Genomic DNA, 13,306 nt, shown 5'->3' with positions numbered 1-13,306 from the left:
GTCTCTACGGGGAGAACGCTACGCCCGCCCCATAAATATCCCAGCCTGCGCTGGGATGACGAACGGGGCTGGGTTACGGTAAGAAAATGGATCGCCCGAACTACATCACCCCGGCAGGCTATGCCGTGCTCAGCGCCGAATACCGTCAACTCCTCGGTGAAGAACGGCCCAAACTGGTCGACGTCATCTCCTGGGCCGCCGGCAATGGCGACCGGTCGGAGAACGGCGACTATATCTACGGGCGCAAACGCCTGCGCGAGATCGATCGTCGCGCCGCCTTTCTCGCGCGCCGCATGAAGGCCGCCAAGGTGATCGATCCGACCCAGCAGCCCGACCGCTCGAAAATCTATTTCGGCGCCACCGTCACCATCGCCGACGAGGACGACAATCACCGCACGCTGACGCTCGTCGACGACGACGAGACCGAGGCCGGCGAAGGCCGCATCGGCTGGAACGCCCCGCTCGCCCGCGCACTGCGCGGGGCCGGCATCGGCGACGTGCGGCGCGTGGAACTGCCCGGCGGAGAGCGCGAATATGAGGTGATGGCGATCACCTATCCGTCACCGGAGGGTTTCGCGGACGAGAATTGACGCATCCGTACGGAAGTGAAACGAATGCACGTTCGTAACGGAGACTGTCTGCCATGCCGATTCCCGCCACCTGGTCCCCCAAGCTTCTCGCCTTGCTGCGCATCGTCGCCGGGCTCGGATTTCTCCATCACGGCACGTCGAAATTCTTCAACCTCCCGCCCTTCCCGATGCCGCTGAACCCGTTGTTTACGGTGGCGGGCGTGCTGGAACTGGCCGGCGGTGCGCTGATCGTGCTGGGCTTGCTGACGCGTCCGGTCGCCTTTGTCCTCGCGGGCATGTCGGCCGTCGCCTATTTCATGGTCCATGCGCCCAAATCGCCCTTCCCAAGCGTCAATGGCGGCGAGCCGGTGATGCTCTATTGCTTCATCTTCCTGTACCTCGCAGCGGCCGGCGCGGGTGCCTGGAGCGTGGACGCGACGCGTTCCAGATCATGAGGCTTGGCGGGGGGTGACACGCCCCCCGCCCGCCTGATACCGCTCCGCGCGACAATCCGAGGAGACGGCCATGAGCGACGAACCTTCCCGCAACGTCGCGCTTCTGATCGACGCCGACAATGCCCAGCCCTCCTCGCTCGATCCGGTGCTGACGGTGCTGGCCGATCTCGGATCGGTCAACGTGCGCCGCGCGTATGGCAATTGGAGCAAGCCGGGCCTGAAGACCTGGGCCGCGCTGACGCTGAAGCACGGGATCGAGCCGCAACAGCAGTTCGACATCACCAAGGGCAAGAACGCCACCGACATGAAGATGACGGTGGATGCGATGGACCTGCTGTATCGCGGTCGCGTGACCGGCTTCGGCATCATGTCGTCGGACAGCGATTTCATGCCGCTGGTAATGCGCATCCGCCAAGAAGGATTGCCGGTCTACGGGTTCGGATCGTCGCGTACGCCCGAGGGTTTCCGCCAGGCCTGCACGCGCTTCATCGACGTCACCGGCCTCGCCGTGCAGGAGGAGATGCCGCTGCCCCCGGCGATCTCGCCCAAAACGACGACCGCCAAGCCTGCGCCGGCCAAGGGTGCCGCCGCTGCTCCAACGCCCACCCCGGCCAAGGACAAACCCCTCCCGGTTGGCGAAGAACTGCTCAAGCTGCTCGGCGATGCATGGAAAGCGGCTAAGCGCGACGCGGACGGCTTTGCCAGCGTGTCCGAAGTCGGACGCATCGCCGGCAACCGCTCCAGCTTCGACGTGCGCAGCTACGGCTTCGCGAAGCTGGGCGACCTGATCGCCACCCTGCCCGAGTTCCGCAGCGAAGTGCAGGACGGGCGCACCTATGTGAAGCGGGTACGATGATGCGCAAGATCGCCCTTGGCCTGATGGCTCTGTCGTTGACCGGCGCGGCCGAGGCGCCGCTTACCGTCGATTCCGCGCGCCTTTCGGACACCGTGAAGGTGCTCGCGTCCGACGAATTCGAGGGCCGCAACCCCGGCACGCCGGGCGAGGCGAAGACGATCGAATATCTCATCGCGCGGTTCAAGGCGCTCGGCCTGCAACCCGGAGGCCCCGGTGGTGCCTGGGTGCAGAAGGTGCCCTTGATCCACACCCGCCTCGGCGAGGGCGAAACGGCGCTGATCGCCGCGAACGGCAAGCGCATTCCGCTGATGCGTCCGAGCGATCTCAACCTGACGACCGTCGGCGCTGCGCCGAAGATCGACATCGCCGGCGCGCCGATGGTGTTCGTGGGTTACGGCGTTTCCGCGCCCGAAGCGGAATGGGACGATTTCAAGGGCGCGGACCTGAAGGGCAAGGTCGCCGTCTTCCTCGTCAACGACCCCGATTTCGAGGCGGTCGAAGGCGAGGACGCGTTCGGTCGCTTCGGTGGAAAACGCATGACCTATTACGGCCGCTGGACCTACAAGTTCGATGAGGCGGCGCGGCGCGGCGCGGTGGCGGCGCTGATCGTCCACGACACCGGCGGCGCCGGCTATGGCTGGAGCACCGTTTCGGCCAATCAGGGCGAGAATTACGACATCGTCCGCGGTCCCGAGGATCGCCGCGTGCCGCTGCAGGGCTGGATCGCACACGATGTCGCCGACCGGATGTTCGCCGATGCCGGGCTCGACCTGAACGCGATGCGCAAGGCGGCCCGCTCGGCCAGCTTCAAGCCCGTCGCGCTGCCGTTGCGTTTCGCTGCCTCGATGCCGGTGAAGGTCGATCGGATCGAGAGCGGCAACGTTCTTGCCAAGATCCCCGGCGCGAAACGCCCGGCTGAAAGCGTGATGTTCGGCGCGCATTGGGATGCGTACGGCCAGGGCCAGCCCGACGCGACCGGCAAGACGATCCGGCCCGGTGCGAACGATGACGGGCTGGGCGTGGCCGGCGTGCTTGAACTGGCGCGGCTGTTCAAAGCCGGGCCCGCGCCGGACCGCTCGCTGGTCTTCGCATTGTGGACCGGCGAGGAACGCGGCCTGCTCGGTTCGGAATATTATGCCACGCATCCGGTTTATCCGTTCGCCACCACCGCCGCGAACCTGACGCTGGATATCCTGCAGACCGCCGGCCCGGCCAAGGACGTGATCCTGGTCGGGGCGGGCAATTCCTCGCTCGACGCGCTGCTGGCCGATGCGGCGAAAACGCAAGGGCGAACGATCACGCCGGAAACGTTCAGCGAACGTGGGCTGTTCTACCGCGCCGATCACTTCTCGGTCGTGCGCAAGGGCGTGCCGTCGCTGTTGCTGATGGCGCTGGGCGGCGCGCCGGACTTGAAGGCCGGCGGCAAGACGGCGGGACAAGCCTGGCTCGATGCCTACATGGCCTGCTATCACAAGACCTGCGACGTCTGGTCGGCGGATTGGGATCTGCGCGGCGCGGCCGAGGACATCGCGCTGTTTCACGACATGGGCGCGCGGCTCGCAAAGGCCGGTGTGTGGCCGGAATGGAGCGCAGGTTCGGAGTTCGCCGGCTTGCGGGCCAAAACACGTGCCGCCCGAAAATGAGGATGAGATCGGGTCGTCGCATCTGGTGACCGTTTGACGGCAGAAGCTGTTCGAATCGCGACGGAATTCAGCGCCCCATCTGTGACGACGGCGGCTAGCTGATAGCCATCGCGAACGAAGCCGGGCGGGGGTCGCACGGACGAAGGCGACGGGCATAGACGACATGGCGGCACACCGAATCATCGTAACCGGCAAGGTGCAGGGCGTGGGTTATCGCAACTGGACAGTCACACGGGCGCGGGTGCTGGGCATCACCGGCTATGTCCGCAACAGCGGCAAATCGGTCGAGGTCGTCGTTTCGGGCGACGATGCCGAGGTCGAGAAGATGATCCAGTTGCTGCATGAAGGCCCTGCGCTGGCCCGCGTCGACAATGTCGAGATCCATGCTGCCAACGATGCGCGGTTGAAGGGGTTCACCAAGCGGCTCGGCGCCTGACGCGAAGGCCGCCGGATTGCCCCGACGGCCTATATATCTATCGATCATCCTCACCTGCCCGGAGATGACGAGGCATCGTTGAAGCCCCCCTCCCCGATCAGCGCGTGAGTTTCTTGTACGCCAATGCCGTCGGTCGATCGGCCGCGTCGCCCAGGCGGCGGCGCTTGTCTTCCTCATAGGCCGCGAAATTGCCCTCGAACCATTCGACGTGCGAATTGCCTTCGAACGCCAGGATGTGCGTGGCGAGGCGATCGAGGAAGAAGCGGTCGTGGCTGATCACCACCGCGCAGCCCGCGAAATTCTCGATCGCTTCCTCCAGCGCGCCCAAAGTCTCGACGTCGAGATCGTTGGTCGGTTCGTCGAGCAGCAACACGTTGCCGCCACGCTTCAGCATCTTGGCGATGTTGACGCGGTTGCGTTCGCCGCCCGAGAGCTTGCCGACATTCTTCTGCTGGTCCGAACCCTTGAAGTTGAACGCGCCGACATAGGCACGGGTCGACTGGTCGTGGCCGTTGACCTTCATGTAATCGAGCCCGTCGGAGATTTCCTCCCACACGTTCTTCTTGGGATCGAGATGGTCGCGGCTCTGATCGACATAACCGAGCCGGACGGTGGTGCCCTTGTCGATCGTGCCGCTGTCGGGCGTCTCGTTGCCGATGATCAGCTTGAACAACGTCGATTTGCCCGCGCCGTTCGGCCCGATCACCCCGACGATGCCGCCGGCGGGTAGCGTGAAGGACAGATTCTCGAACAGCAATTTATCGCCATACGCCTTGGAGACGTTCTCGACCTCGATCACCTTGCCGCCCAGACGCTCGGGCACCTGGATAACGATCTGCGCCTTGCCGGGGGTGCGATTCTGCTGTGCTTCGACCAGGCGATCAAAGTTGGCAATACGTGCCTTCGACTTGGTCTGGCGCGCCTTGGCACCCTGACGGATCCATTCCAGCTCGTTGCGGATCGCGGTCTTGCGGCCCGATTCCTCGCGATCCTCCTGTTCGAGCCGCTTGGCCTTCTTCTCGAGATAGGTCGAGTAATTGCCCTCGTACGGGAAATACTTGCCGCGATCGATTTCGAGGATCCATTCGACAACGTTATCTAGGAAATAGCGGTCGTGGGTGATCATCAGCACCGCGCCGGCATATTCCTTCAGGTGATTCTCCAGCCATTCGACGCTTTCGGCGTCGAGATGGTTGGTCGGCTCGTCGAGCAGCAGGATCGACGGCTTCTGGATCAGCAGGCGGGTGAGCGCCACGCGGCGCTTCTCGCCGCCCGACAGGCTGTTGACCGGCGAATCCGACGGGGGGCAGCGCAACGCTTCCATCGCCAGTTCGAGCTGGCTGTCGAGCGACCAGCCGTCGATCGCGTCGATCTTGGCCTGCAGGTCGCCCATCTCCTCCATCAGCGCGTCGAAATCCGTATCGTCCGTCGGATCGCCCATTTCAGCGGAAATCGCGTTGAAGCGATCGACCATGTCCGCCGCCGCCCGTGCGCCGTCCTTGACGTTTTCCAGCACCGTCTTGGTCGGATCCAGCTCCGGCTCCTGCTCGAGATAGCCGACCGTGATGTTCTCGCCCGGCCATGCCTCGCCGGTGAAATCCTTGTCCACGCCGGCCATGATCTTCATCAGCGTCGACTTGCCGGCGCCGTTCGGGCCGACGATCCCGATCTTGGCACCCTGGTAGAATTGCAGGTTGATGTTGCTCAGCACCGGCTTGGGTGCACCGGGGAAGGTCTTGGTCATGTCCTTCATGACGAAGGCGTATTGAGCGGCCACGGGAATTGCTCCGTTCTTAGCGAAATGGTCTGCGGGAAGGTCGGGTGGCGATGTAATGGCCGCGGGGCGGATTGGCAAACCTGCGCGAGGGATGCGTGGGCTGGAACGCCTTCGCCCGAATCGTAGCCCGGATCTTCGCCGGTCGTGCCGGGCCGGTTTGGCCGGGTTCAGCGACTCGGAAGTTCACACAAAGTCACACGATCTGCGGTTGCGACAGGCCAGCGGACGACGGATCCGGCAGGCGAGCCGGGGCAGTTCGGTATCGAGACGAGGGTGCTGGATGGAGCATAATCCCATGGTGGCATGACCGATGGCGTGTAGGACAGCGTGGTTTTTCGACCTGCTTCTCGGGGGCGGTGTTTGTGGGATGTCCTGCCGGGCCGGTTCGCTTTAAGCCTCGCATCCGACAGCGGCACTGACCGGGTCGCCACACGACGGAGATTTCGTATGAACCGCGCTTTGATGCTCGCCGCTTTGGCCGGCACCGCCCTTTCCGCTTCAGTGTCCGCACAGACTCCGGCGCCGACGCGCCCACAGCAGCGCACCACCCTGCCCGCGCCGGTGAAGGTGGATCCGGCCGTCGCCAAGCTGCGCGACGCGGCACTGAAGGACGAGGTCGCCTACGACATCGTCGAAGGGCTGACGACCGAGGTCGGCCCGCGCCTGGCCGGCACCGAGGCGGAGGCGCGGGCCCGCGCCTGGGCGGTCGTCAAGCTGAAGTCGCTCGGATTCAAGAACGTGCATATCGAGACGTATCAGATGCCCGTGTGGGTGCGCGGCGTCGAGACGGCCGAGGTCGTTTCGCCCTTCCAGCAGAAATTCCACCTGACCGCCCTGGGCAATTCCGGCGCGACCCCGCCGGAGGGGCTGACCGCCGAGATCGTCTATTTCCCGAGTTTCGCCGATCTCCAGTCCGCGCCCGACGGCAGCCTGAAAGGCAAGATCGCCTTCGTGTCGAACGCGATGGTCGCGACGCAGGACGGATCGACCTACGGCCAGTTCGGCGCGGCGCGTTTCACCGGACCGAACGTCGCGGCGAGCAAGGGCGCGGCGGCGATCGTGATCCGCTCGATCGGTTCGGATCACGGGCGTGGGCCACATGCCGGCCTGACCAACTTCGCCGCCGGCGTGACGCCGATTCCGGCGACGGCGCTTTCCACCTCGGACGCCGACAACCTCGCGCGCATGGTGGCGCGCGGCAAGCCCGTCACGCTGAAGCTCGTCCTCACCCCGCAGCAGACCGGTACCCACGAATCGGGCAACGTCGTCGCCGAAGTACCGGGCAGCGACGCGAAGGCCGGCATCGTGCTGATCGGCGGGCATCTCGACAGCTGGGATCTCGGCACCGGCGCGATCGATGACGGCGCGGGCGTGGCGATCACCGCGGCGGCGGCCAAGCGCCTGCTCGACGGGCCGCGCCCCAAACGCACGATCCGGGTCGTGTGGTTCGGGTCTGAAGAGGTCGGCGGCTTCGGCGGCCGGGCCTATGCCGAAGCGCACAAGGGCGATCGGCACGTGCTCGCCGCCGAATCCGATTTCGGAGCGGACACGGTCTGGCGCTATCAGGCCAGCCTGCCCGATATGGCCAAACCGGTCGGCGATCGGGTCGGCGCGTCGCTCGCCCCGCTCGGCATCGTCAAGGGCAAGGACGCGGCGCATGGCGGCAGCGATGTCGAACCGGTACTGGCGACCGGCGTCGCGGGAATCGATCTCAACCAGTCCGGCCAGCGCTATTTCGATTATCATCACACGCCCGAAGATACGCTGGATCGGATCGACCCCGTGCAGCTCGCGCAGAACGTGGCGGCGTGGACGACGATGCTGGCGGTGGTGGCGAATGCGCCGGAGGATATCGGGCCCGTTCCGGCAAAATGAGACGAACCGAGTCGCCTCCTCTCCTTGCCACAAGCTGAATCCCGATCGTCTTGATCGGAGTTTGCGATTGACGGTTCCGCAAACGCCGTTATTTGCAGGGTTTCGCGGGGGGCAATCGAGCTGGCCGCGAGTTTTGCTATGCTTGGGAGCAACCGCATGAAGAAGATCGCATTTGTTCTCGCCGCCGCCGGCCTGATGTCCGTGGCTGCTTGCACGAAGTCCCCTGAGGCCGAAGCCGTCGTGAACAACGCCGACGTCGCCGCAGACAACCTTGAAGCCACCGCAGACAACATCGACGCGCTGGCCGACAACACGTCGAACGCCGTTGCGGCCGACGCACTGTCGAACACCGCCGACAACCTGAACGCGGCAGCCGACAACGTTCGCGACGCTGCGGACGCCAAGGCAGACAACATGAAGTAAGTCCTGTCGGGCCTGCGCGGCCCGATGGATTTGGTTCGATCAAGGGCGCTCCCGTAAGGGGGCGCCCTTTTTCGTGGCTACGCCGCGATGCGCCGCCAATCCCCGTCGCAAACCGCTATTCGCCTTGCACCCGGGCGCTAGCCCGCCTAAGCGCTTCCTCGCGTCGGGGAGTGGCGCAGCCCGGTAGCGCGCCTGCTTTGGGAGCAGGATGTCGCAGGTTCGAATCCTGTCTCCCCGACCATCCCGGCCTGACGGCCTGATGCCAGATCAGGAATTCCACGCATTCGTCAGATCGCCGCCTTGCCGTATCGCACCGAAGGGAACGCAGCCGAATCCGGCGTGCGCATCCTGCTCGTCACGTCGCGCGAAACGAAGCGGTGGGTGATTCCCAAGGGCAACCTGATGTCGGGCCTCGGACCGCATGCGGCCGCGTTGCAGGAAGCGGAGGAAGAGGCCGGGGTATCCGGGCCGGTCTGCCCGACGCCGCTCGGATCGTATCGGTATCGCAAGAAGCGCGGCAGCGGCGCGTCGCTGATGATCGATGTCGATGTCTTCCCGCTCGCCGTCACCCGCGAATTTCCCAAATGGAAGGAGCAGGATCAGCGCGAGCGGCGCTGGTTCACGCTCGCCGAAGCGGCCGGCGCCGTGGAAGAACCGGATCTGCGCGATCTGATCCGCTCGTTCGGCGCCTCCGAATTCAAGGCCGCCGCCCGGCGCACCGGGCTGGCCGCAGCCGTAACCCAATCAAAGGTAGGATCGATGTTCGCCTGGTTTCAGCGATTGTTGCCCAAGACCGGTAACTTCTTCGGAATGTTCGAAGCGCACGCCGCGACGGTGACGAAGGCGGCCGATGCGCTCGCCCGGTTGCTGGACGGCGGGCCGGCCGCAGCCGAGCATATCCGCGAAGTGACCGAGCGCGAGAACGACGCCGACGAGATCACCCGCGAAGTGCTGCAGACCGTGCGCAAGACGTTCCTGACTCCGTTCGATCGCGGCGCGATCAGCAATCTGATCGGCGCGATGGACGATGCGATCGACGAGATGCAGGCCGCGGTCAACGCGATCGGCCTGTACGAGGTGCAGAGCTTCCAGCCCGAGATGAAGGACATGGCCGGCATCGTCGTGGATGCCGCGCGCGTGATGGCCGAGGCGATGCCGCTGCTGCGCGATGTCGGCGCCAACGGCCCGCGCCTGCACGAACTGACCGAACGCCTGGTGCGCATGGAAGGCCATGCCGACGAGATCCACGCCGCCGGACTGAAAAAGACGTTCCTGGAGTTCGGGGCCAGCGACACGCTGAGATTCGTCGTCGATCGCGAGATCTACAAGCATCTGGAGCGGATCGTCGATGCGTTCGAGGATGTCGCGAATCAGATCGACGGCATCGTCATCGATCACTCCTGATCGATCCGGACCATGCACGAACTTGCCTTCCCGCTGCTCGTCGCGCTGATCGCCCTGGCGCTGGCGTTCGATTATCTGAACGGGCTGCACGATGCGGCGAATTCGATCGCAACGGTGGTGGCGACGCGCTTGCTGAGCCCGGTCCAAGCCGTGGCGTTCGCGGCGGTGTTCAACTTCGCGGCCTATTTCCTGACGATCGCCTTCCCCGCTTTGCACGCGGTGGCCGATACGATCGGCAAGGGACTGATCGACAAGGATCTCGTCACGCCATCGGTGATCTTCGGCGCGCTGGTCGGCGCGATGTTCTGGAACGTGGTCACCTGGCTCAAGGGCATTCCGTCCTCGTCCAGCCACGCGCTGGTCGGGGGGCTGATCGGGTCTGGCGTGGCGCATGCCGGGCTGACCGGCATCAAATGGACCGGCCTCAACAAGACGCTGATCGCGATCGTGCTGTCGCCGACGTTGGGCATGATCCTGGCGATGCTGATCATGCTGATCACCAGCTGGATGTTCCACCGCGCCACCGCGCGGACCGCGGAGAAGAGCTTCCGCGCGCTGCACCTCGTGTCGTCCGCCGCCTATTCGCTCAGCCACGGCCTGAACGATGCGCAGAAGACGATGGGGCTGATTACGGTCCTGCTCTATTCGACCGGCTATCTGACCGGCGATTTCGAGGTGCCGCACTGGGTGGCAATCAGCTGCTATATCGCGATCGCATTGGGCACGCTGACCGGCGGCTGGAAGATCATCGAGACGATGGGATCGCGCATCACCCGCCTGTCGCAGCACCAGGGGTTCAGTTCCTCGCTCAGCGGGTCGATCATCCTGTTCTCCGCCTCGGCGCTGGGCATCCCGGTCTCGACCACGCACACCATCACCGGCGCGATCATCGGTGCGGGAACGGCCAGGCGAGCCTCGGCGGTGCGCTGGGGCGTGGCGCGCAGCGTGGTGACGGCTTGGATCATCACGATCCCGGCCTCGGCCGCGGTCGGCGCATTGTTCTACGGGCTGACGACACTGTTCTAATTCGCTAGATCTCGGCCCCCGGGCTGGTTTCAGCGGGAACAGCCGGTCAGCGCGCGTCGCCGACCAACCGTCGCACCAGATCCAGATCGGCGGGCTTGTCGACATCGACCGCCGCCAGCCCGAACGGGCTCGGCACCATCGCTGCTCGTACGCCCGCCAGCTTGCCGATCTGCGCCAGCCCGGCGGCCAATGTCAGCCGCCCAAGCAGATAGCGCAGCAACAGCGTTGGCCCCAGTCGCCGCACGATCCGCCACGGCCGCTTGCGGTCCGACTCGACCGATTGCCACAGCGTGATCGCGGATGCCGCGCGGGGCGTCGCGAGATAGAAGAGATTGCAGCCCGACCAGGCCCCGTCGGCGAATCGCAGGTAGGTTCGCCTGGTCTCCGGCACGGCCTGTTCGATCGTGTCCCGCCGCGCGAGCAGCACCGCGACATCGGCGTCACCCGGCACGTCGGCGACAAAACGATTTACCCAGTCCGATTCGAGCAAGGCATGATCGGCGGTCGTCACCAACAACGGCGCACCGAGCAGGTCGAAACCGCGACCCGCGCTGGCGCTTGGGCCGGCGGCGGCATCGATCACCTCGAGACCGAGGTCTTCGGCATGACGTCGTACGACAGGGGCGGACGCGACGACGACGATGCGAACGGCCCCTGCCCCGCGTACTGCGTCGGCTACCCGTGCGAGCATCGTGCGGCCGCCGATCTCGATCATCGCCTTGTCGCCGACGCCGGCATATTCCGCGACCGGATCGACGCCCCCGCGCGATCCGGCGAGGATCAACGCGTTGAAGCTTTTCCGCCGATCATCGGACCGGCTCACGAGGATTGCGTGCGCATCACCCGCCACAAGACGCCGGGCGCGGCCAGCACCGGATGCCGCTCACGCCATGGCGTCAGCGCGACATCGACCCCGGTATGACGCCGGACCTTCCACAAGCCGTAGCGTGCGGCACCTTCGAAAGTAAACGTCGCCTTGATCAGCCGAGCGATGTTGAGCGCCTTGCCAAGCCTCACGCGCAGCAGCCAAGCCTCGGCCAATGCCTGATAGGGCGCGAACGCGATGAACGGGGCGAGCGCCGCGCCGTCATCGGCGAAGGCGATGCCGCCCGCTTCCCAGGCGATCGGGAGCAAGGCGTCGTAGCGCGCCGGATCGTAGACCAGAATCTGCTGCTCGCGCCCCGGCGGTTCGACGCGCATTTCGGCACGATAGGTTTCGCGGAACAATGCCAGCCAGTAATCGCGCGCCGGGCCACGCTCCGGTCCCAGAACGCCGGCAAAGCTCGCGGCGGTGATCGCGGCATCCGCCACCGCCCGCTTCACCCGCCGTTCGACCAGCGCATCGCGCACGGACAACAGTGCCGAAGGCTGCACGAAGCGCGTCCAGATCGTCGTATCTACAAACGACCCGCGCGTCGCCTGTTCGAATGTCGCCAACGGCATCGTCGCGACCTTGGCGCGCAACATCTGCCCGCCGACGACGACTTCATGGAAGCTGACATCGGGCCAGAGCCAGCGCATGCCGGTTCGCCTCAACAACGACCCGTTCGCCTGCTCGGTCAGAACGTAGAAATCGAGTACGCCGTCAAGGTCGCCGGTCCGCAACGCCGAGCCGTAGAACAGCACGGCGATACCGCCCAACCGCTCACGAACCGCTTCACTGACCGCGCGGATTTCCGTGCGGACCGGGGCGGCGAGTTCTTGCGCGACGAACCGCGCCAGACGTGGCGTCATGGAACGACGAACCGCATCGGACAACCCTGACGGAGCGTGAGATCGCCACCGTCGAACGTCTCGCCATCGAGGATGAAGCCGCCGTCCAGCCGCAGATCGAACCGCTCGGAATCCTCGCGATGATAGCCGGATTGCGCCATCCAACGTGGCTGCCCACCACCCAGCAACGCCGGCAGAGCCGAAATGATGTTCCGTGGCGATCCTTCGACGCGCAGCAGCTTCAGTCCCGCGCGTGGCTCACCGAACGGGCGGACCTTGAGCGGCATGTGTACCAGCGTCGAACCGATCAGCATGTAATGTGCGCCGTCCACGTCAGTGCCGTCGGCCGACGCCACGCGCATCGGCTCGCCCCGCCGCCAGCTGTTGTCGCGGCCGCCGAATAGCGTCTGCGCCACCGCGCCAGCGATCGACAGGCCGACCGCCATCCCGTTGAAGGCACCGAAGCGATGCGTGGTCTGGGCAAGACCCGTTGCGCGCACGAAGGCCCCAGCGCCGAAGATGAAGCCCCGCAACTCGGCCTGCTCGGCACCCGGGCGCCAGACCTCGATCGGGGAGCGCTCCTTGATGCCGCCGAACCGGATCGCTTCGACAGCATCCTTCGCCGTCCAATGCTTCGGTAGGCCGAGGTCGAGCGCGAGGGCGTTGGTCTTGCCCGAGGGCACGATCGCGATGCGCGGAAATACGCCGGAATAGTGGCGCGAGGCGATCGACATCACGTCGCGTACCGTGCCGTCGCCACCGTCGATGATCAGAGCGTTTACGCCACGCGCCGAAAACCCCGCCAAAGCTTCATCCAGTTCGGCATGGGACTGCGGCATGACGTGTTCGCAGCCATCCACGAACAACGGGGCGGCGCGCAACAGGTTATGGCGCGCGCGAGCGTTATGGATCACCCCGATCCGAACCTCGGCATCGGCCGGAGTGGCGATACGCAACGGCGACGGCCACGGGCGGCACACGCCCCGTCGCTGAGGTTCGGCCCTGGCCGGATCGGCAAGCCGGTTGAGCGGCGCGGCGGCACCGAATTGACCTTGATCGAGTTTCAATTGCGCATCTTTCGTACTGTCACAGAACCGTAACGAGTTCGTCTCGATTTGGTTGCTTCTTG

General features: G+C 65.4%; 13 protein-coding genes and 1 tRNA gene. 10 read left to right on the top strand and 4 right to left on the bottom strand.

The window, feature by feature from the left end; genetic code table 11:
• Positions 1-86 precede the first annotated feature (86 nt).
• The 5 genes from greB (at position 87) to ASG11_RS11575 (ending at position 3,959) form a co-directional block, all read left to right on the top strand.
• Positions 87-590: a transcription elongation factor GreB gene (gene greB, locus ASG11_RS11595; RefSeq protein ID WP_055779248.1), complete on the top strand. Its 504-nt coding sequence runs from the start codon at positions 87-89 to the stop codon at positions 588-590.
• Between the two features lie 53 nt (positions 591-643).
• Positions 644-1,024 carry a DoxX family protein gene (locus ASG11_RS11590; protein ID WP_055779246.1) on the top strand — a complete coding sequence of 127 codons (381 nt, stop codon included), beginning with the start codon at positions 644-646 and terminating at the stop codon, positions 1,022-1,024.
• Positions 1,025-1,094: 70 nt separating this feature from the next.
• Positions 1,095-1,880 (top strand): NYN domain-containing protein, encoded by a 786-nt coding sequence (locus ASG11_RS11585; protein WP_055779243.1) that lies wholly within the window; start codon positions 1,095-1,097, stop codon positions 1,878-1,880.
• Positions 1,880-3,523: a M28 family peptidase gene (locus ASG11_RS11580; protein WP_082472829.1), complete on the top strand. Its 1,644-nt coding sequence runs from the start codon at positions 1,880-1,882 to the stop codon at positions 3,521-3,523. Before ASG11_RS11585 ends, ASG11_RS11580 begins: the two co-directional genes overlap by 1 nt.
• Before the next feature lie 163 nt (positions 3,524-3,686).
• Positions 3,687-3,959 carry an acylphosphatase gene (locus ASG11_RS11575; RefSeq protein ID WP_055779237.1) on the top strand — a complete coding sequence of 91 codons (273 nt, stop codon included), beginning with the start codon at positions 3,687-3,689 and terminating at the stop codon, positions 3,957-3,959.
• A 97-nt stretch (positions 3,960-4,056) separates the two neighbouring features.
• Here the strand turns inward: ASG11_RS11575 and ettA are convergent, their stop codons facing one another.
• On the bottom strand, positions 4,057-5,736 hold the full coding sequence (gene ettA / locus ASG11_RS11570) for an energy-dependent translational throttle protein EttA (RefSeq protein ID WP_055779235.1): 1,680 nt from the start codon (positions 5,734-5,736) through the stop codon (positions 4,057-4,059).
• 447 nt (positions 5,737-6,183) lie between these two features.
• Here ettA and ASG11_RS11565 point away from each other — a divergent pair, with 447 nt between their 5' ends.
• The 5 genes from ASG11_RS11565 (at position 6,184) to ASG11_RS11545 (ending at position 10,464) form a co-directional block, all read left to right on the top strand.
• Positions 6,184-7,611, top strand: a complete 1,428-nt coding sequence (locus ASG11_RS11565; protein ID WP_055779232.1) for a M20/M25/M40 family metallo-hydrolase — start codon at positions 6,184-6,186, stop codon at positions 7,609-7,611.
• A gap of 156 nt (positions 7,612-7,767) precedes the next feature.
• A complete protein-coding gene (locus ASG11_RS11560; RefSeq protein WP_055779229.1) occupies positions 7,768-8,034 on the top strand; it encodes a hypothetical protein in 267 nt (88 codons plus the stop codon).
• Positions 8,035-8,198: 164 nt separating this feature from the next.
• A tRNA-Pro gene (locus ASG11_RS11555) sits at positions 8,199-8,275 on the top strand.
• A gap of 59 nt (positions 8,276-8,334) precedes the next feature.
• Entirely contained in the window at positions 8,335-9,438 is a 1,104-nt protein-coding gene (locus ASG11_RS11550; RefSeq protein ID WP_269083386.1) for a DUF47 family protein, read from the top strand.
• 12 nt (positions 9,439-9,450) lie between these two features.
• Positions 9,451-10,464, top strand: a complete 1,014-nt coding sequence (locus ASG11_RS11545) for an inorganic phosphate transporter (protein WP_055779226.1) — start codon at positions 9,451-9,453, stop codon at positions 10,462-10,464.
• A 46-nt stretch (positions 10,465-10,510) separates the two neighbouring features.
• Here the strand turns inward: ASG11_RS11545 and ASG11_RS11540 are convergent, their stop codons facing one another.
• Genes ASG11_RS11540 through ASG11_RS11530 form a run of 3 tightly spaced genes read right to left on the bottom strand, consistent with a single transcriptional unit; the run spans position 10,511 to position 13,244 of the window.
• A complete protein-coding gene (locus ASG11_RS11540; protein ID WP_055779224.1) occupies positions 10,511-11,287 on the bottom strand; it encodes an NTP transferase domain-containing protein in 777 nt (258 codons plus the stop codon).
• On the bottom strand, positions 11,284-12,198 hold the full coding sequence (locus tag ASG11_RS11535) for a hypothetical protein (protein ID WP_055779221.1): 915 nt from the start codon (positions 12,196-12,198) through the stop codon (positions 11,284-11,286). The genes ASG11_RS11540 and ASG11_RS11535 overlap by 4 nt, the downstream gene beginning before the upstream one ends.
• Positions 12,195-13,244, bottom strand: a complete 1,050-nt coding sequence (locus tag ASG11_RS11530) for a diacylglycerol/lipid kinase family protein (RefSeq protein ID WP_055779218.1) — start codon at positions 13,242-13,244, stop codon at positions 12,195-12,197. The genes ASG11_RS11535 and ASG11_RS11530 overlap by 4 nt, the downstream gene beginning before the upstream one ends.
• Positions 13,245-13,306: the final 62 nt, after the last annotated feature.

It is taken from the genome of Sphingomonas sp. Leaf357 (assembly GCF_001423845.1).
Classification (GTDB): domain Bacteria; phylum Pseudomonadota; class Alphaproteobacteria; order Sphingomonadales; family Sphingomonadaceae; genus Sphingomonas.
The sequence above is the reverse complement of the archived record's forward strand: the minus strand, read 5'-3'. Positions and strand labels throughout refer to the sequence as shown.